Annotated in this window: 18 protein-coding genes; 10 read left to right on the top strand and 8 right to left on the bottom strand. The window is 31.1% G+C overall.

What is annotated here, in order from left to right:
* Positions 1 to 10 precede the first annotated feature (10 nt).
* The 3 genes from KHA90_RS05725 to KHA90_RS05715 all read left to right on the top strand — a co-directional run bounded on the left by KHA90_RS05725 (position 11) and on the right by KHA90_RS05715 (position 2670).
* Positions 11 to 1447, top strand: a complete 1437-nt coding sequence (locus KHA90_RS05725) for a serine hydrolase (protein WP_213296292.1) — start codon at positions 11 to 13, stop codon at positions 1445 to 1447.
* A 125-nt stretch (positions 1448 to 1572) separates the two neighbouring features.
* Positions 1573 to 1713, top strand: coding sequence for an SsrA-binding protein (locus KHA90_RS05720; protein ID WP_213296290.1), 141 nt, complete (start codon positions 1573 to 1575; stop codon positions 1711 to 1713).
* Between the two features lie 111 nt (positions 1714 to 1824).
* Entirely contained in the window at positions 1825 to 2670 is an 846-nt protein-coding gene (locus KHA90_RS05715) for an EamA family transporter (protein ID WP_213296288.1), read from the top strand.
* A 93-nt stretch (positions 2671 to 2763) separates the two neighbouring features.
* Here the strand turns inward: KHA90_RS05715 and KHA90_RS05710 are convergent, their stop codons facing one another.
* Positions 2764 to 3318, bottom strand: coding sequence for a fasciclin domain-containing protein (locus KHA90_RS05710; RefSeq protein WP_213296287.1), 555 nt, complete (start codon positions 3316 to 3318; stop codon positions 2764 to 2766).
* Positions 3319 to 3528: 210 nt separating this feature from the next.
* On the opposite strand from KHA90_RS05710, the gene KHA90_RS05705 reads away from it, so the two are divergent.
* The 3 genes from KHA90_RS05705 (at position 3529) to KHA90_RS05695 (ending at position 5625) form a co-directional block, all read left to right on the top strand.
* Positions 3529 to 4461, top strand: coding sequence for a cation diffusion facilitator family transporter (locus KHA90_RS05705; protein WP_213296286.1), 933 nt, complete (start codon positions 3529 to 3531; stop codon positions 4459 to 4461).
* A 96-nt stretch (positions 4462 to 4557) separates the two neighbouring features.
* Complete coding sequence (locus KHA90_RS05700; protein ID WP_213296285.1) at positions 4558 to 5076, top strand: ExbD/TolR family protein; 519 nt, start codon at positions 4558 to 4560, stop codon at positions 5074 to 5076.
* A 24-nt stretch (positions 5077 to 5100) separates the two neighbouring features.
* Positions 5101 to 5625, top strand: a complete 525-nt coding sequence (locus KHA90_RS05695; protein WP_213296284.1) for an ExbD/TolR family protein — start codon at positions 5101 to 5103, stop codon at positions 5623 to 5625.
* A 360-nt stretch (positions 5626 to 5985) separates the two neighbouring features.
* Here KHA90_RS05695 and KHA90_RS05690 read toward each other — a convergent pair whose 3' ends face one another.
* From KHA90_RS05690 to lon, 7 genes are all read right to left on the bottom strand, one after another.
* A complete protein-coding gene (locus tag KHA90_RS05690; RefSeq protein WP_213296283.1) occupies positions 5986 to 8571 on the bottom strand; it encodes a DUF7619 domain-containing protein in 2586 nt (861 codons plus the stop codon).
* Positions 8572 to 8712: 141 nt separating this feature from the next.
* Positions 8713 to 10494, bottom strand: coding sequence for a 30S ribosomal protein S1 (gene rpsA, locus KHA90_RS05685; RefSeq protein ID WP_213296281.1), 1782 nt, complete (start codon positions 10492 to 10494; stop codon positions 8713 to 8715).
* Positions 10495 to 10894: 400 nt separating this feature from the next.
* Positions 10895 to 11620, bottom strand: a complete 726-nt coding sequence (locus tag KHA90_RS05680) for a hypothetical protein (protein WP_213296279.1) — start codon at positions 11618 to 11620, stop codon at positions 10895 to 10897.
* A gap of 101 nt (positions 11621 to 11721) precedes the next feature.
* Entirely contained in the window at positions 11722 to 13098 is a 1377-nt protein-coding gene (locus KHA90_RS05675; protein WP_213296277.1) for a nucleoside permease, read from the bottom strand.
* A 67-nt stretch (positions 13099 to 13165) separates the two neighbouring features.
* On the bottom strand, positions 13166 to 13858 hold the full coding sequence (gene cmk, locus KHA90_RS05670) for a (d)CMP kinase (protein WP_213296275.1): 693 nt from the start codon (positions 13856 to 13858) through the stop codon (positions 13166 to 13168).
* A 205-nt stretch (positions 13859 to 14063) separates the two neighbouring features.
* Positions 14064 to 15083: a type IX secretion system protein PorQ gene (porQ, locus tag KHA90_RS05665; RefSeq protein ID WP_213296273.1), complete on the bottom strand. Its 1020-nt coding sequence runs from the start codon at positions 15081 to 15083 to the stop codon at positions 14064 to 14066.
* A gap of 151 nt (positions 15084 to 15234) precedes the next feature.
* Entirely contained in the window at positions 15235 to 17688 is a 2454-nt protein-coding gene (gene lon / locus KHA90_RS05660) for an endopeptidase La (protein WP_213296271.1), read from the bottom strand.
* A 285-nt stretch (positions 17689 to 17973) separates the two neighbouring features.
* On the opposite strand from lon, the gene KHA90_RS05655 reads away from it, so the two are divergent.
* The 4 genes from KHA90_RS05655 to KHA90_RS05640 are packed head-to-tail and all read left to right on the top strand — an operon-like array spanning position 17974 to position 20887.
* Positions 17974 to 18528, top strand: a complete 555-nt coding sequence (locus KHA90_RS05655; RefSeq protein WP_213296269.1) for an RNA polymerase sigma factor — start codon at positions 17974 to 17976, stop codon at positions 18526 to 18528.
* On the top strand, positions 18525 to 19061 hold the full coding sequence (locus KHA90_RS05650; RefSeq protein ID WP_213296265.1) for an anti-sigma factor: 537 nt from the start codon (positions 18525 to 18527) through the stop codon (positions 19059 to 19061). The genes KHA90_RS05655 and KHA90_RS05650 overlap by 4 nt, the downstream gene beginning before the upstream one ends.
* On the top strand, positions 19045 to 20106 hold the full coding sequence (locus tag KHA90_RS05645) for a hypothetical protein (protein ID WP_213296263.1): 1062 nt from the start codon (positions 19045 to 19047) through the stop codon (positions 20104 to 20106). Before KHA90_RS05650 ends, KHA90_RS05645 begins: the two co-directional genes overlap by 17 nt.
* 46 nt (positions 20107 to 20152) lie before the next feature.
* Complete coding sequence (locus tag KHA90_RS05640; RefSeq protein ID WP_213296261.1) at positions 20153 to 20887, top strand: head GIN domain-containing protein; 735 nt, start codon at positions 20153 to 20155, stop codon at positions 20885 to 20887.
* Positions 20888 to 20926: the final 39 nt, after the last annotated feature.

Raw genomic sequence — 20926 nt, 5'->3', positions numbered from 1 at the left:
ACACTCATAAATGAAAAAACTTATTTTTATTTTACCCCTATTATTTCTTTGTAATTTTGGTTTCGCTCAAAAAGAAACAGAACAAGAAATCGATAATTATATAAAAGAAGTAATTCAAATTAACGAAATTCCAGGTGTAGCTTTGGCTGTGGTTAAAGATGGTAAAGTTATTTATCAGAAATATTTTGGAAAAGCTTCTTTGGAAGAAAATAAAGCAGTGGACAAAAACACTGCTTTTAAACTTTTTTCTACAACAAAATTAATTACAAATGTTGGTGTATTTCAACTTATCGAAAAAGGAAAATTATCATTAGACGATCCTATTTCTAAATATCTGGATCATCTTCCTAAAGAATGGCAAAGCATTAAAGTCCAAAATTTACTGTCTCACTCTTCTGGTTTGCCCAATATTGTTATGTTTCAAGATATCGCGAATACTTTGCCTTTTGACAAAAAAATAGAGATATTATCAACAAAACCAATGGAGTTTGTAACCGGAAATCAATACCGATACAATCAAACGAATTATTTATTTCTAACCAGGATTATAGAAAAAATTACAGGCTTGGGTTTTGATGACTACATTTTACAAAATCAATTTCCAGCGATCCAATCAGGAGTTTACTTTTCATCAAACTTTGGCGAAGCTGTACCTAATAGCACCTTTAGATATAACTATAGTGCTGAAAATAAAAATTATACTAAAAGCACTTCTGATTTTGGTATTGATTCACATTCTGCAAATGGTTTAAACATTTCATTGGAAAACTTTATTCGCTGGAATCAAAATCTGGATAAAAATGTTTATCTCAAAAAAGAAACTCAATATGCAATGTGGAAACCGTTTCCTTTTGCTAACAACACAGATCGTTTTGGTTACGGCTGGGAAATTGTTCCTGTAAATAAAATACTTTCATATGGTTTTACCGGAGGTAATGAAACGGCTTTTAGAAAATTTCCTAATAATGATTTAACCATTATCTTTTTATCTAATGGACATAAATATTCGGATTTATATGTTCAGAGCCAGGTCATAAATCATGTTGCCGCGATTGTTGATAAAACTTTAGTAGATGATTTTTTACTTGCGGGTGAAAAAATGAATCAGGATTTTTTGAAGTTAGATATTACAAAAGCAGAGGGAAATTATTTAATAGTAAAAAAGAATCATCCGGATTGGGATTTTGAATACCGATTAAATATTATTGGTTATACTTTAATGAATTACGGCAGAATAGATGATGCCATAAAAGTTTTTCAATTAAATACGAAGGAAAATCCAAAATCAGGAAATGCATTTAATAGCCTTGCCGAAAGTTATTTTAATAACAACCAGTTCGAAAATTCAAAACTAAATTATAAAAAATCTTTAGAATTAGTCCCTGATAATGCAAATAGTAAGGAAATGCTAGAGAAAATTAATACGCTTTTAGAGAAGAAATCATAGTTAGTGGATAGCGAAATCTGCTTGCAAAATAAAATATCTTCGTTCAATACTATATAAAATGACACTAAAAGACTTTGCCCGACCGCAAAGTCTTTTTTTATATCTTTGAGAAAAATTAACCTACCATGTATAAAATCTTAGCCAAAATAAATAAAGTCCTTTTACCCAGTTTTACGAAACAAGGTCTGGACATTTCGAAAGCAAAAAAATGGCAAATGGCTATTATTGGTTATCGTGCTTACGTCACAAAACGTGCTTTAAAATAATTTAGAAAATATCTTCAGGACAATAGTTGAACTTATTTCAGCACTACTTTTAAAATGAGAAATGTATTTTCTAAATGCATTTTCTTATTTTTCTCATTCTACAAATTTCTTATGAAAAATAAAGAATTCAATATTCCTCCTATTTACGCGGTACTTTTAGCAATTATTAGTGTTCAATGTGGAGCTGCAATTGCTAAAAGTTTATTTCCTGCAATAGGAGCTGCCGGAACGGCATCAATTCGAATTGGTGTTTCGGCAATAATTTTACTTATTGCATACAGACCAAATTTAAAAGCAATTACTCCTGAACAATGGAAAATTGTAGTTCCTTATGGTTTGTCATTAGGTGCCATGAACTTAATTTTTTATTTAGCTATTGAAAGAATCCCAATTGGACTTGCCGTTACCTTAGAATTTATAGGTCCTTTACTAGTTGCTATTGTAGGATCAAAACGATTAGTAGATTATTGTTGGGTAATTTTAGCCGCGATAGGAATCGCTTTAATTGCTCCCTGGACCAATAATCGTGTAGATACAATAGGAGTTGCATTTGCGCTTCTTGCGGGTGCACTTTGGGCTGCGTATATAGTTTTAGGCGGAAAAATTTCTAAAATTATGAACGGTGGCGAAGCTGTGTCAACCGGCATGTTGTTTGCTGCACTTTTAATTCTGCCTTTTGGTTTTTATGAAAACGGATTATCAAATCTTACTCCTAAACTTTTTGGTATGGGTATCGCATTGGCGCTTTTATCAAGCGCAATTCCGTTTACACTCGAAATGAAAGCTTTAGGACAACTTCCTCCAAGAACTTTTAGTATTTTAATGAGTTTAGAACCTGCTGCAGCTTCTATTTGTGCTTTTATATTTTTACAGGAACATTTGAGTTTTTATGAAATATTGGCGGTAGTTTGCGTTGTCATTGCTTCTGCCGGATCGACATTAACGGCTAAAAGGTAAAACTTAAAAAGATTAAAAATCAAAAATTCCAAATCCCAATTTGAAAGTTGGGATTTGGAATTTTTGATTATTGGGATTTTATTAAAACAGCTATTATTTTTTTGGTAATAATACAGTATCAACTACGTGAATTACACCGTTAGATTGATTCACATCTGCAATTGTAACTTTAGCTTTGTTTCCGCTTTCGTCACTGATGTATAAATCTTTTCCATCCATCCATGCAGTTAAAGTTCCACCGCTAACAGTTTTAAGAGTTGCTTTTCCTTTTCCTGCTTTGATTGCCTTTGCAATATCTGATGCATTCATTTTTCCTGAAACAACATGATAGGTCAAGATCGTTTGCAACATTTTTTTGTTTTCTGGTTTCAATAATGTCTCAACAGTTCCTGCAGGCAATTTATCAAACGCAGCATTTGTTGGGGCAAAAACGGTGAATGGTCCTTTACCTTGTAATGTTTCTACTAATCCTGCAGCTTTTACAGCAGCGACTAATGTAGTATGGTCTTTTGAGTTTACAGCATTTTCAATAATATTTTTGTTTGGGTACATTGCAGCTCCACCAACCATTACAGTTTTTTGTGCAAATGATGTAAATCCAAATCCTAATGCTAAGATTGCTACGGTTAAAAATTTTCTAGTTTTCATAATTAATATTTTAAGTTATAAGCTCATTTACGCCGTAATAATCGTTTTGGTTTTATTAAAAACTCAAAAAAGATTAAAATAAATTATAAGATCCTTAAATATGTCTGTACAACAAGCGTTTAAAGCATCAAATTATTTTTAATTATTTTTAAAATAAGATATACTTTTCTCTTTTTATTATTAGTAATTTTAAGTGTAAAATCAATTTTAATGGAAAATCAAACACAATCCGAGCAAGGAACAAAACATATCATTCAAAGCTTATTAGTAAATGTTGCTATTGCAGTTTCAAAAGGATTTGCTGCATTTATGACTGGATCAGGCGCAATGTTAGCCGAAACTATTCACTCAACTGCAGATTGCGCGAATCAGCTTTTACTTTTACTTGGAGTAAAACAATCAAAAAAAGAGGCTGATGAAGAGCATCCGTTTGGCTATGGGAAATCAGTTTATTTCTGGTCGTTTATGGTCGCAATGCTCCTGTTTTCTATTGGTGGAATGTTTTCCATTTATGAAGGTGTTCACAAATATAACAATCCTGAACCGGTTCATAATATTGGCTGGGCGATTGGGATCATTCTTTTTTCGATTCTCATGGAAGGTTACGCCATGATTTCAAACATTATAGAACTTAGAAAACGTAAAAAAACAATCTCTTTTTTTCGCTATTTACACGTTACAAAAGATAGTGATTTGATTATTATTTTCGGAGAAAATTCGGCTGCTGTTTTAGGACTTTTTCTAGCTTTAATTGCACTTTTAGTTTCTCATTATACCGGCGATAGCCGTTATGATGCAATAGGTTCTCTTTGTATTGGGATTGTATTAATTGCCGTTGCCATCTTTCTCGCCATCGAAGTAAAATCATTATTGATTGGAGAAAGTGCTGATCCTGAAATTTTAGAAACTATTCAGGAAATAGCCACAGCAGAAAGTAAAATTACAGAAGTTTTAAATTGCAGAACGGTTCAGCAAGGTCCGGGTGAAGTGTTGGTTTGCATTAAAATAAAAATTATTCCGGACCTTACTACACAGGATATTAGCTTACTGATTAATACTTTTGAAAATAAACTACGCACAAAGCGTCCTGAAGTAAAATGGCTTTATATTGAGCCTGATTTTCAGGAATGGAAAACAATTTAAAATAATCTCCACTTGCTGTTTTTTATTTATTATATTTATTTAACATTTTAACAATAAGTAATCTAACTGTATTCTTAATTATTTAAAACTTAATATATGATACCAAATAAAATTAGAAGTAAAAAACTAAGTACAAGAGTAGATTTGACCGCAATGGTAAGTGTTTCTTTTTTACTGATTATCTTTTTTATGGTAACAATTGAATTGGCGAAACCTAAAGCTGTTGATTTGAGTTTGCCTGATAATGATTATCATTGGACTGGTATTCATTGCTATGGAGAAAACCGCTCCATGACGATATTAATGGGCGAGAATAATAAATTAGTATCATATATGGGAATTCTCGAGGTTCCTATGGTTTCTCCCAAAGAAATGAATTATGGCAAAAGCGGAATCCGCCAGGAATTGCTAAAAAGAAACAAAAATATGCTTGAGTATTCAGCACAATTAGGAAGATATGGCAGAGGAATTACAGTAATTATAAAACCAAGTAAAAAATGTAATTATAAAAACTTGGTTGATATTCTTGATGAAATGGCAATTGCTAAAATTGATACTTATGCCATTGTTAATGATTTTACTCCTGAAGAAACGAAATTACTTGCTTCGAAATAATCACTTTTTTAATTTATAAAGTCTATGCAAAATCTGCCTAAAAAAGTTAGAAGTAAAAAATTATCTACAAGAGTTGATTTAACTGCAATGGTAAGTGTTTCTTTCTTGTTGATTATCTTTTTTATGGTAACAATTGAGCTGGCGAAGCCAAAAGTTTTAGAATATGGAATGTATTCGGATTGTGATGATTGTGGATCTGTTGGATGTATTAAAGGAAATCGTTTATATACAATTTTACTTGATGATTACGATAAAATAATAACTTATTCAGGTCTATTATCTTATCCGCTTGAAAATCCAAAAAAAATTAAATTTGGAAAAAATGGTATTAGAAAAGAAATATTTCTAAAAAAGAGAGAAGTAAATGAATATATGACATCAGTAGGAAAACCCAAAAGCGGTGTGATTATTATCATCAAACCAAGTAAAAAGTCTAATTATGGAAATCTGGTTGACATTTTGGATGAAATGAAAATAGCAAACATAGCCTCATACTCTATTCAGAATGAATTTACTCCCGAAGAAACGAAATTATTAGCTTCTAAATAAATACACAATTTCTCAATTACCAGAAATGAGAAAATAAGAAGAATGTCTAATAATATAAAAAGTTCTTATAAAAACATATACCCTAGCCCAGATAGAAAGGAAAATCCTTTTGTGACGCTTCTTTAGCGGAACAAAAGATTTGGAATGATAGCTGGAAATAGCTCCTAAAAATTAAACTCCAATTTTTAAACTTCAATTTTTAAATTCCAAATTCCAATTGTTGTAAGTTAAAATAGAAACGCACTTCAACTTCGTTCAGTGTAACAACCTGAAACTTGAAACAAACCAAAAACTTAAACAAAAACGCATAAAAAAGTCCCACATTCCTGTGGGACTTTCTATTATAAGATGAACAAAAATTTATTTTTTGATGAACTTAATACTTGAACTTCCTTTATCTGATTTTACTTTTATAAAATAATTACCAGTTTTAAGCTTTGAAACATCAATATTAGAGGCTGATTTTGCATTAGGAACTGCAATTACTAATTGTCCCAAAATATCATAAATCGCAACCGATTGTATTTCGATATCTTGTTTCGCATTAAAATTTAAAATATCAGTCGCAGGGTTTGGATACAAAGCAAAATAATTAGAAAATTCAAAATCTGAAGTTCCTAAAGTAGTTTGAAATTTTGATGTGGCTTTATTTGTTAATATAGGGAAATTATAATCAAAATAAATATTGGCTTCGTTAGTAAATGAATCTCCAACTTTTAATGTTGGTTTTGTCTTGATTTTAAAAGCGATATAACCATCATTATTTGCGTCATCAAAAGGAAGATTGATACCTTCAAAAATGAATTCTACTTTATTTCCTCCTGAAATAGTGGTTACAAATGCATGACTTGAACTTGTTGGGATTAATGTCGAAATATCAAATTTATTTAAATCAATCATGTCTTTTACGACAATATTTTCTGCGTGATAAGTCCCGGTATTTTCAAAACGAATCATATAGTGAACATATTCTCCTATTAAATCTGGTGTAATAATTGAACCTTCCAGACAAGTTTTATCATTTGGGTCATAAGAACCTACGACTGTTTGATTTAAAGTGAATGTATTATCAACTGGAGTTTCGTCTGTATTAGAAGATGAAACAGTTGCTTTAAAAGATAAAATATCGCCGTTGTTTACTGGAGGAACTATGGTTGAAGTATTTACTTTAAAAGTAAAATTAATTTCTGCCGATTCAAAAGGCTTTAGATTTGCAAAGTTCCATGATAAATTATTTGTTGTTTGAGTGGCAACAATGGGATTTGCAACAATAAAATCTAAAACAGCGTCATTAAAAATTAAATTCACAGAACCGGATTGTGTAGTATTTCCTTTGTTTTTACAAATAATTTTATAAACTGCATCAAATCCCGGTCTTGCGGGAACAATTTGTAAAATCACAACCTCTAAATCAGGATGATTGCCATTTGGTATAATACAAAAATCTTGTGTCAATGGAGTTGCCTGTGTTGGAAAAGTAACATTTATTGCAGCCGGATAAATAGAAAAATAAGTTGGATTTTCTAAAACTGGTGTAAGTGTATGGGTACCTGCCGGCAACGAAATCGAATAATTTCCGTTTGTAGCAGATATTAAATTTGCAGTATTAGTACCATCAAATAATGTAAATTTTAAGCTTGGAAGATTTAAATCTAATGCATCACAACCATTACTATCTGCATCAATTTTTTTATTTCCCTGAATGGTATAAAAATTACTGCCTGATGTAAATGAGCAATATGAATTTACATTGCAATTGGTATAACCATATTGATTTACTAATTGTTGAACTAGTTCTGTTTGGGTTTCATCAACACAAATGTATTTTAGATCTGGGTTCTGTGAAAAATTTAAATCTTTCTCATTGCTACCATTTTTAATAAATAATGTGGTCAACTGATTTTGATCGCATCTTAAACGGTTAATAGTCTTTAAATCACTTAAATCTAAAGTTTTTAGTTGATTACGGAAGCATTCTAAAATTGTAATATTGGCTAATCCTTTCAAATCTAAGGATGTTAATTGATTATCAGCACATCTTAAATCTACAAGTTTTGTTAATCCATTTAAATCTAATACCTTAAATTGATTTACGCCACACCAAAGAGATTCGAGACTCGTTAAACTATTAATGTCTAATGATGTCAATTGATTAGCCTGACAAATTAGATTTTTCAGATTAGTCAGTCCAGTTAATTTCAAGTCAGATATTTCATTAAAATCACATTCTAAATTAGTAAGTTTTGCTAAATTGCTACCGTCTAATTTGAACAATTTATTATAATTGCATGATAGACTTTTAAGATTTGTTAAATTTTTTAAATTTAGCGTTGTTAATAAATTACCACCACATTCTAAAGTCTCAAGGCTTATTAAATTATCAATATCTAATGCTGTTAATTGATTAACTTGACAATATAATTTCTTTATATTTATTAAGCCGTCTACATTTAATGATGACAAATTATTGTGTGAAGCCCACATTTCTGTTAAATTCACTGCCCCACTAATATTCAATGAAGTAAGATTCTTATTGCCAGTACAATCAATATACGTTAAGTTATTCAAGCCTTGTAAAACTAGCGAAGAAAGATTAGAGTTTTGAATATACAAATAAGTAATTCTCTGATTATTAGATAGATTTAGATATTGAAGATTATTTAATTTTGTAATATCAATATCCCAAAAAGTTTGATTATTAGTACAATTTAAATATTGAAGATTAGTAAAATTTTCTAATCCTTTTAAAGAGCCAATGTTTGAATTACTAAGATCTAAAAAAGTTATATTAAGTGCTTCGCTAATTTCAATTTCAAAATTTGAATTTATGTCAACATTCAATGATATTAACTTCATTTTGAGGTTAATGTCTGGAATAATAATATTTTGCGCAATCACACCATTAAAAAAGCATAAAGCCAAAACTAAAAAGTAGATTTTCTTCATATAGATATATTTTACTACAAAAATAACTTTTTAAGATAATAACACAACTTTATTTGTTAAAATATCATAAAATAAAAATTATTGAGCAAAAAAAAGCCCCACATTGCTGTGGGACTTTCTATATTTAAAAAAACTTAAGAATTATTTTTTCTCAGTTTTTTCCATTTTAGCTTTCAATGCAGCTAATACATCATTGTTATCTCCTAAAGTTGCAGCTGGTGCATTTGTGTTAGAAGAGTTAGATGAAGTATTTTCAGTTTGAGTTTTCACATTTTTCTCTTCTTCTTCACGGAAGATAGCAGTGTGAGACGCAACTACTCTTTTGAATTCTTTGTTAAATTCGATTACTTTGAAATCAGCAGTATCACCTTTTTTCAATTTCTTTCCGTCTTCTTTTTCAAGGTGACGAGTAGGAATGAAAGCAACGATATCATCTCCGAATTCTACAGTAGCTCCTTTGTCAACGATTTCAGAAATTTCACCATTGTGGATAGTTCCTACAGCGAAAGAATCTTCGTATTGATCCCAAGGATTAGCAGTAGTTTGTTTGTGACCTAAAGATAATTTACGTCCTTCAACATCTAATTCTAATACAACTACATCAAGTTTCTCACCAACATTTACAAATTCAGATGGGTGTTTGATTTTCTTAGTCCAAGATAAGTCAGAGATGTAAATTAATCCATCAATTCCTTCTTCTAATTCTACGAAAATACCAAAGTTTGTAAAGTTTCTAACGATACCTGTATGTTTAGAACCTACTGGGTATTTAGAAGTAATATCAGTCCATGGATCTTGAGTCAATTGTTTGATACCTAATGACATTTTACGGTCATCCCTATCTAATGTTAAGATAACAGCTTCAACAACATCTCCAACTTTTACGAAATCCTGAGCAGAACGTAAATGAGTTGACCATGACATTTCAGAAACGTGGATTAAACCTTCAACACCTTCAGCAACTTCGATAAATGCACCGTAATCAGCGATTACAACTACTTTACCTTTTACTTTATCACCAATGTTTAAGTTAGCATCTAAAGCATCCCATGGGTGAGCGTTTAATTGTTTCAATCCTAATTGAATTCTTGTTTTCTCATCATCGAAATCAAGGATTACAACGTTTAATTTTTGGTCTAATTCAAGAACTTCACTTGGGTGGTTGATTCTACTCCAAGAAAGGTCAGTAATGTGAATTAATCCGTCAACACCACCTAAGTCAATGAACACACCATAAGAAGTAATGTTTTTAACAACACCTTCTAATACTTGTCCTTTTTGTAATTGACCGATGATTTCTTTTTTCTGTACTTCGATATCAGCTTCGATAAGCGCTTTATGAGATACAACAACGTTTTTGAATTCGTGGTTAATTTTTACCACTTTGAATTCCATCATTTTGTTTACGTATACATCGTAGTCTCTAATTGGCTTAACGTCAATTTGAGAACCAGGTAAGAAAGCTTCAATTCCAAAAACGTCAACGATCATACCACCTTTAGTTCTGCATTTTACAAAACCATTAACGATTTCTCCTGTTTCGTTTGCAGAAATAACTCTATCCCATGATTTAATAGTACGTGCTTTTCTGTGAGATAATACTAATTGACCTGTTTTATCCTCACGGATGTCAATTAACACTTCTACTTTGTCACCAACTTTTAAGTTTGGGTTGTAACGGAATTCGTTTAAAGAAATAACACCTTCCGATTTTGCATTGATATCAACGATAACGTCTCTATCTGTAATTCTAACAACTACACCTTCAACTACTTCTTCTTGATCTGTAGCGATGAAAGTTTTTGATACTAAGTCTTCGAATTCTTGTAAGTTTTTCTCATCTACTGCATCGATACCTTCTTCGAAGTTATGCCAGTTAAAATTTGCTAAAAACTCTTCTTGTGATTTTAATTGTTCAGACATGCTGATAAAAAATTTGTATTCTGCTTTTCTTGAGTTTCATAAAGCGATAGAAAAAACAGAAGTTGTTTTACATAAATAGTTGATACCTAATGGAAACTCTTCTCTGCCAAAAGGTTTGCAAAATTAATACATTTTTCTGTAATAGCAAAACAATTCTATATGATAATCAGTCTATTGTTCAGGAGCAGCAAATTTAAGGATTTTCAAGACCTGAAGTCCCGCTTTCGCTCCTATCTTTTTCTGTCTAAAGGAGCCAGAAAAAGGATATCCACTTTATCTGGGCTAGATTAGACGTTTAGTATTTTTAAGAACTTTAAAATCTTTACTTTATTCTACAACAAACCCGACAGGTTTTAAAACCTGTCGGGTTTACTAGGCGCCACTATAACGTAATTATTTTCTATTTATAAATTACAAAATAATACAAAAGTCCCAAAATAAAAACACAAAATAACCCAGAAAGAATATTGATGCGTTTCTTTTGACGATAATCTATTATGTAATTTTCAGAATGAATATAATGACTATCAAAAATCAAAGGATCAATTGTAATATCAGGTCTATAATGCGCCAATCCTAATAAAAAAGTCTTAATTAATTCTGTTCGATTTGAATAAAACATCATAAAATAGTGTTTGCCAGTAAAAGCATCACTATGAATTTCTACTTTATTATCTACCAAAATAGGCCAATAGAACTGGTCAAACAACGATTTCATTGGTGTACTTGCTACAACATCGCATTTTGGAGATTCAAATACATGCGCAAGTCTTTCTCTTTTAGTAAAGCTACTCCACGGCAAATCTTTTACAATTAAGCCATTAAATTTATTTATATACCGAATTCCTTTTTCATCAATTATAGTAGTTGTAAATATTTTTTTTCTTGAATACATCACAACCACAACTATTGAGACAATACCAAAAAGCATTATAAAAAAGAATGCTATAGTTACAATTTCATCAAAACCAGTTTCTTTAGAAGAACTTGTAAGTATAAAAAACATTCCTCCAAGAAAAACTAGAACAAAAAATACCCAAAATAATCCAAAGATAAAATTTAAAAATACCATTGGTTTTGAGTCAATAGATTTAAAGTATGGAAGTGACTTTTGTTGGTTTTGCATATTATAATACTAAAAATTAATAATCAAATATACATATTAACCAAAAAGAAAACCCGTTTTCAATAAATTGAAAACGGGTTTTAAAACATATCAAAAGTCAATTAATGACTCAATTTTTCTATTTCCTTTGGATCATGTTTATGCTTAAATAAAACTGCAAAAGCAATTGCAATTACCAAAGCATACGCTGCAAAAGACAACCAGATTGTGTGCCAGTCTTTCATTAAAATTGGATTTGTAAAAATTCCGTCAGTAGAAATTGCATTTCCTTGTCCTTTAACAAAGTCCAACATTTTAGAATTTGTTGTATCTGTTTGCAAAAATCCAGCTAATTCAGTTGTATTATGAAATGATTTTGTAAAGAAACGATCTATAGCCCAACCAGAAGTTAAACTTCCTAAAACCGCTCCTACTCCATTTGTCATCATCATAAATAATCCTTGTGCCGATGAACGAATTTTAGAATCTGTATTGCTTTCTACGAATAATGAACCTGAGATATTAAAGAAGTCAAATGCCATTCCGTAAACGATACAAGACATAATAATCATCCATAAACCTCCAACGGGATCTCCAAAAGCAAATAATCCAAAACGTAAAACCCAAGCCAGCATACTAATCAACATTACTTGTTTGATTCCAAAACGTCTTAAGAAAAACGGAATCGCTAAAATAAACAAGGTCTCAGAAACCTGAGAAATCGACATAATAATAGTCGAGTATTCGATTACGAATGAATCTGCATATTTAGGAAAATGCTTGAATTCATCCAGAAATACATCTCCGTACGCATTTGTTAATTGTAATGCACCTCCTAAAAACATAGAAAATACAAAAAACAAAGCCATTTTATAGTTTCCAAATAACTTAAAAGCTTCTAAACCTAAAGTTTCTGTTAACGAAGCATCTTCCTTAGTCAAGCGTTGTGGCTCACATTTTGGCAATGTAAAAGCGTAAACTCCAAGAATTAATGCGCCAACTCCAGCAATATAAAATTGATATTCAGTTGCTTTACTTCCGCTTAGATTGGTAATCCACATGGCTGCGATAAAACCAATCGTTCCCCAAACACGAATGGGCGGAAAATCTTTTACAATATTTTTATTGTTTAACTTAAGCGAAGTATAGGATATTGAATTACTTAAAGCAATTGTTGGCATATAACAGCACATAGCAGCAAACATTACATATATAAAATTATCCGGCGTAGTAACTTGTGCGATTCCAAATAAAACTACTGCATAAATTATATGCAAAAAGCCATATAATTTTTCAGCATTTACCCATCTGTCGGCAATAATTCCGGTTAATGTGGGCATAAATAAAGAAGCAATTCCCATGGTTCCAAAAACAAGACCAAACTGAGTTCCTTCCCAATTTTTAGTTCCAAACCAATAATTCCCAATTGTTATAAGCCAGGCTCCCCAAACAAAAAATTGAAGAAAGCTCATTATAATCAACCTGTTTTTAATTCCCATATGATGAAATTGTCTTTAAAATAAATGAAGCGGTAAAACTACCATTAAAAATGAAATCTGCAAAAAATTAAACTGTTTTAACAACATCATTTATTAATTCTAAAACAGCGGCAAATTGTTCCTCTCTGTTTAAGTAGGAATTATCTATTTCTATTGCATCATCTGCTATAACAAGAGGTGAATCTGCCCGATGTGTGTCGATATAATCTCTTTCAACTACATTTTTCAAAACATCTTCATAAGATACATCATCCCCTTTTTGCTGTAGTTCATCAAAACGTCTTTGTGCGCGTGTTTCGGCACTGGCGGTCATGAAGATTTTAAGTTCGGCATCAGGGAATACAACGGTTCCTATATCTCTGCCGTCCATAACAATGGCTTTATTTTTTCCCATTTCCTGCTGTTGTTCTACTAATTTCGAACGCACTTCAGAAATTTCTGCTACTTTACTTACAAAGTTAGAAACCTCAATAGTTCTGATTTGCTTTTCGACATTTTCATCATTCAGATACATTTCACCAAAACCTAAATCAGCATTGAATTTAAACTCTAGCTGAATTTTTGGCAAAGCCTGAATCAAAGCAATTTTATCAAAAAAATCACTTCCAATAAGCTGATTCTGCATGGCATAATATGCCACTGCTCGGTACATTGCTCCTGTATCTACATAAACATATTCTAGCTCTTTAGCCAATTGTTTTGCCAAAGTACTTTTTCCTGTTGATGAAAACCCATCAATAGCAACGGTAATTTTTTTCAAAATGGTAATTTTAAATTTTAATGATTTTTATTGTTTGAAATTTTTAATAATAAACACCTATGATAATCTTAGATTTAAAGTATGTATTATTTTTTCTCTTCTTTAAAGAATTGTTCGTTCACCATTAGGCAAGTGTGATTTATACTAATCCTATTTCTAGCTTATTCTGCTATTTATTCTTTCTAAACTGAATATCTTCATATAATTACTGAAAATTTAAGATTAGACCAAAAAGACTTGTATTAGCTGCCAATGTATATCTTGAATATGAATAATTAAACTTTAACTTATTCATTCTTAAGCCAAAACCTAAAGACACTCCTGAAAAATTACGTTGTTCATCAACTCTTAATTCTTCTCCTCTTCTAAAATTATATCCTAAACGTAAATTAAATGCTTTTTTAGGAAAAAGTTCTACTCCCATAACAACATGTCGCAAAGCATTATTTACAAACGAAACTTTTTCAGCGCTTGTTGATCCGTCAATATTTGTTTCTCCACGAACGGGATTTGAAAAAGAAATATTCCATTGCTGCAAATTCTCCAAGGAAAAATGCCAACGAATGGGTACATGTTCTAATTCTTGTGAAACACCCGCAATGATTTCAAACGGTAATTTTTCCTGTATTCCTGAATAGGTTGTAAATTGGGTTCCAATATTACGAATTACCAGTCCCAAATTTATATCATTTTTTTCAATTATATACAAAAAACCCAAATCTACAGCTCCACCAATAGAGTTATAAGTTTCTAACGTTGAAGTTATTAACTTGACGTTTGCACCAACATGTATATCTGTGTAAGGAATATTATAAGCATAACCTAACGAAAGCGCACCTTCACTACCTGTAAAATCTGAAGTTGCCTGACCATTTTCATCGTATCCTTCAAATGAACCATAATTAACATAGCTTACTCCGGCATAAAATGTCTGCACATGCCTGTCATAAGTATAAGCATATGAAGCAGTTCCATATGAAGCTTCTCCGTAATAGTTACCATAGTTCATTGCAAGATGATTGTCCATATCTTCGTTTAAAGCTGCAGGATTAGACATCACCTGATTGACATCTTCATCATAAATTGTAATGTTTTTTCCTCCTAACGCTGCCTGCCTTGGAGAAGTCGTTAAATTAAGAAATTGATAGGTGTAGCGACCTCCAATTTGTCCGAAAGAAACCGAACAAACCAACAACAATAAAAATAAAACAAGTTGTTTCAACATGCAATTTTGGCGTTCCTATATGGGAGTAACGCAGTTGCGAAGATAAAATTATATAACGTATAAAAAAATAAAAAAATGAAATTCCAGATTCCAAAAGCTACGATTGTAGAATTGGGATTTAGAATTTCATTTTTAGGATTTCAATTGAAATTTATTTTAGTGTTTTTGCATTTTTTGCATTTTGATCTGTCAAGGCCAAAGCTAAAACCTCACTCATTTCTTTCACATAATGAAAAGTAAGACCTTCTAAATATTCTGCTTTAATTTCATCAATATCACTTTTGTTTTCATGACATAAAATGATTTCTTTAATATTAGCCCTTTTTGCAGCTAAGATTTTTTCTTTGATTCCGCCCACAGGTAAAACTTTACCACGAAGCGTAATCTCCCCAGTCATTGCTAAACTTTTCTTAACTTTCTTTTGAGTTAATAATGAAACTAAAGAAGTCAACATAGCAATACCCGCACTTGGACCGTCTTTTGGCGTAGCGCCTTCAGGAACGTGTAAGTGAATATTATATTTTTGGAATAACTCAACACCCAATCCTAACTTTTTAGCATTAGCTTTGATATATTCTAAAGCAATTGTAGCCGATTCTTTCATGACATTACCAAGATTTCCTGTAATAGTCAATGAACCTTTTCCTTCGGATATTAATGATTCGATAAACAAAATATCACCACCAACACTTGTCCAGGCTAAACCTGTAACAACTCCGGCAACATCATTGTTTTCGTATTTATCGCGTTCTAATCTTGGTACACCCAAAACTTTCAAAATATCTTCGTCAGTTACTTTTTTATTGTACTCCTCTTCCATCGCAACTGATTTTGCAGCATTACGAATTACCTGAGCAATTTTAGTTTCCAGATTACGAACTCCGGATTCACGTGTATAACCTTCAACGATCTTTTCTAATTGTTTTTTACCAATCGTTAAATCTTTAGATGTTAAACCGTGTGCTTCTAATTGTTTTGGAAAAAGGTGTCTTTTCGCAATTTCTACTTTTTCTTCAATAGTATAACCTGACATTTTAATTACTTCCATTCTGTCACGCAATGCTGGCTGAATCGAAGACATATTATTTGAGGTTGCAATAAACATTACTTTAGATAAATCATAACCCATTTCAAGGAAATTATCATAAAAAGCATTGTTTTGTTCCGGATCTAAAACTTCTAATAAGGCAGAAGATGGATCGCCACTATTTCCGCTGGAAAGTTTATCGATTTCATCTAAAATAAAAACAGGATTTGATGTTCCGGCTTTTTTCAGACTTTGAATAATTCTACCTGGCATTGCACCAATATAGGTTTTTCTGTGTCCGCGAATCTCAGCTTCATCACGTAAACCACCTAAAGAAATACGCACATATTCACGTCCTAAAGCTTCAGCAACAGAACGTCCAATTGATGTTTTACCAACACCCGGAGGTCCTGTTAAACAAATAATTGGCGACTTCATATCGTTACGAAGTTTTAAAACTGCTAAATGTTCAATCATTCTTTTCTTAACTTCTTCAAGTCCAAAATGATCTTTATCTAATATTTTCTGAGCATGTTTTAAATCAAATTTATCTTTAGAAAATTCACCCCACGGCAATTCTAAAAATAACTCTAAATAATTACGCTGAATTCCAAAATCTGGAGATTGCGGATTCATTCTGCGCATTTTAGACAATTCTTTTTCGAAATGTTTTTGCGTTTTTTCGTCCCATTTTTTAGTTTTCGCCTTCACTCCCATTTCGTCCATTTCCTCTTCTTGCGAAACGCCACCCAATTCTTCCTGAATGGTTTTCATTTGCTGATGAAGAAAATATTCACGTTGCTGCTGATCTAAATCAAAACGAACTTTTGACTGAATGTCATTTTTTAATTCTAATTTTTGCAACTCTACGTTCATATAACGTAACGTTTCAAGCGCTCTGTCTTTTAATCCGTTTATCGAAAGTAAATCTTGTTTTTCCTTTACCGATAAATTCATATTAGAAGAAACAAAATTGATCAAAAAAGATTGGCTTTCAATGTTTTTAATCGCAAAAGTAGCTTCTGAAGGAATGTTTGGACTTTCCTTTATAATTTGAATTGCTAATTCTTTTACAGAATCTAAAATAGCTGTAAATTCTGTATCGTTTTCATCAGGACGTTCTTCAACAACTTCTTTAATAGTTGCAGTAATATAAGGATCTTCAGAGGTCACCTGATCTATTTCAAAACGCTTTTTACCTTGCAAAATTACCGTAACATTTCCGTCAGGCATTTTTAAAACGCGTAAAATTCTTGCTACGGTTCCTATTTTATGAATATCATCTTTAGACGGATCTTCATCTTCTTCATTAATTTGAGAAACTACTCCAATGATCTTTCCGCCAGCATTAGCGTCATTTATTAATTTGATAGATTTATCTCTACCAGCAGAAATTGGAATAACAACTCCCGGAAATAAAACAGTATTACGTAAAGGTAAAATAGGTAAAGAAAGCGGAAGCTCCTCATTGTTCATTTCCTCTTCGTCTTCAGGAGTTAATAATGGAATCAATTCTGCTTCTGAATCAAATTCTTGAAGTGACAGATTGTCAATGGTAAGTATTTTATGGTCTGACATAATATTATATAAGTCGTTTTGTCATTAAATTTTAATTCTAACTTTAAATTTAGTCTTAGATAAAATGCTTTTATATAAAAGCACACTAACAACTTCATTTATACGTTAGGCGGTAAAAATAGACAATCATTATGCCAAAAGCAAAAAAGAAAGTTTTGAAATTTAATAACGAAAATCAATTAATACCGGAAACGAAGACATTTAAAAAAAAAATACATTTATTTTTATCAAAAGTGTAACAAACCAAAATAAGTTAGGTCATTATAAAAAACTAGCAACCACTACTTGAGTATAACAAACCAAAATATCGAAGAATTAATCACGCTTTGTAAAGAGAACAACCAGAAAGCTCAATTCGAAGTTTACAATCGTTATTGTAAAGCAATGTACAATGTGGCGTACCGTATTGTTAAAGATGAACATTTTGCACAGGACGTCATGCAGGAAGGATTTCTTAAAGCTTTTACAAAAATAAACGACTATAAACAGGAAGTAGCTTTTGGAGCGTGGTTAAAAAAAATAATCATCAATTACAGTATTGATTTTTATAAAAAGAATAATGCTTTTCAAGTCGAGGATTTGAGCAAAACATTATATAAAATAGAAGAAAATGACAGTTTTTTTTCTGAAAATATAGATTTGAATTCGCTTAAAGTGAAACAGGTTCTCGATACTATTTTAAGTTTAAAAGATAATTACCGAATGGTTTTGACGCTCTTTTATATTGAAGGTTATGATCAGGAAGAGATTAGCGAAATTTTGAATATTAGTTATGCCAATTGCCGAACCACATTAAGCAGAGCAAAAGAAAATTTACGAAAAAAATTAGAGGAAATATGAAAAAGGAAAATGACGATCTAGATCAATTATTTGAAAAATTTGAGAATCAGTGGGATATAAAAAGAATGAACGCTGATCATCAAGTTGATTTCTTAAACAAATTAAATAAAAAACAGCCAAAGAAAAAGAATTATACTGTTTGGGCAATTGCTGCTTCAATTGTCGTATTGCTTGGCGTATCGCTGTTTTATAATACTAACGAAAAGCCAAAGGAATTCAAATTTGCATCAAAAGAAACTAAAAGAACTGATTCTATTTTTAGTATTTTAATTGATAATGAACTAGTTAAACTAAAAGAAAAAAGTTCACCGGAAAATCAGCAAATCATAAATGACGCATTAAAACAAATGAAGGTTTTTGATGCCGATTATGAAAAAATATTGAAGGAAGTTCAAAAAAACGGTGAGAACAAACAAATTATTTATGCCATGATTAGCAACCTGCAAACCCGAATTTCATTTTTACAAACGGTTTTACAGCGAATTGAAGAAAACGAAAAATTTAAAAATACTACTGATGAAAAAACATTATAAAATAGTAATCTTATTGCTTTTGATTCCTTTTTTAGGATTTTCAAATGACGATACTTTTGTTTCAAAACAAAAAAACATTAAAAAAACGTATATCGTAAATTCCAACGCGGGAATTGATATTGACAATAAATATGGCAATATTACGGTAAGTACCTGGGACGAAGATAAAATTGATATTGATATTACAATTAAAGTTTCAGGTGGAAATGAAGATTGGGTAAATGAAAAATTAAATAGTATTGATGTCAATATTACGGCATTGAAATCGTTAGTTTCTGCGGTTACAACAATTGGAAATTCTTCGTTAAAAAGCAAAGGAAGCAGCAATAGTTTCGAAATTAATTATGTGATAAAAATCCCAAAAAACGGAAGCGTAAAACTGAATAATAAATACGGAAATATTACAACATTTAACCTGGAATCAACGACAGATATTGCTTGTAAATATGGTAAAATCATACTGGGAAAACTTAACGGAGACAGTAACAGAATCGAAATTGGCTACAGCCAGAATTCTAGTATTGATTATATAAAAAGCGGAAACATTGAGGCGCGTTATTCCGGAATAAAAATAAATGAAGCCGGAAATTTAAATCTTGATGCCAATTATACTGATGTTTCATTACAGGAAGGTCAAAATATAAAATGCAAAGGCAATTATGGCACGTTTAAATTTCAAAAAATTAATTCACTCGTTGGCAGCAGTAATTATGTAACAATAGCTATTGCAGAGATTTCCAGCAACCTGAATATTGATGCTACTTATTCTAAAATAAATGTAGAATCGCTAAACGAAAAATCCAAAAACGTAAACATCAATACCGGATATACAAACGTATCCTTAGGATATAATACAAATTTTGCTTTTGACTTTGATATTAATACGAGATATGGAAGTATTAAAAATGATAATTCTTTAGATATTTCGGTTAGCGAAAGCAAAAGCAGTTCTAAAAAAATAAGTGGTTATAATAAGAAAAAAGGTCAAAATAAGGTAATTGTAAATTCTAATTATGGAAATGTAATACTTATCAAAAAGCAATAATCATAGAATCAATCAAAAATAGTAACATCATAAATCAATCAAAACAATGAAAAAATCAATTCAATTCTTAGTCTACAGCGCATTTTTAGTAAGCTCTATTGCGAATGCACAATGGTCATCAAATGAGAAAATCAAAGGAAATGGCAAAATTATAACGGATACAAGAACAACTGTCGATTATGATGCAATAAAAATATCCGGATCTTTTGATGTAGATCTTGTAGCAGGAAAAGAAGGAAAAATTATTATCAAAGGCGAAGAAAATTTAATGTTGTATGTAAAAGTGGAAGTGAAAGATAATGTCTTAAAAATTTACAATCAAAAAGGCACCAACATTCGACCAAGTTTGGGTAAAAAAATTCAGGTTACAATTCCGTTTGAAAAAATATCTGAATTAAATCTTTCAGGTTCCGGAAATATTAAATCAATCGATACAATCAAAAACGATAAATTTCTGGCAAAATTATCCGGTTCCGGCAACTTTACTTTAGCTATGAATACTACTAATTTAGAATTAAATCTAAGCGGTTCAGGAAATGTCACTATAAAGGGAAATACAGATAATTTCACCACTAAACTTTCAGGATCCGGAAATATAGATGCGGTAAATTTAAAAACTAAAAACGTTGATGTAAACGTTACAGGTTCAGGAAATAGCCGTGTAAATTGTAATGAAAATCTAGTCGCAAGAGTTTCAGGTTCCGGAGATATAAAATACACGGGAAGTCCTGAAAAAAAAGACGTAAAAGTCTCCGGTTCAGGAAATATTTCAAAAGCATAATTTATCAGAAAAAAACTGTCATCAATCAAATATCAATTT

Source organism: Flavobacterium psychroterrae, assembly GCF_018380615.1.
Lineage (GTDB): Bacteria > Bacteroidota > Bacteroidia > Flavobacteriales > Flavobacteriaceae > Flavobacterium > Flavobacterium psychroterrae.
This window is presented reverse-complemented; position numbering and strand designations above follow the sequence as displayed.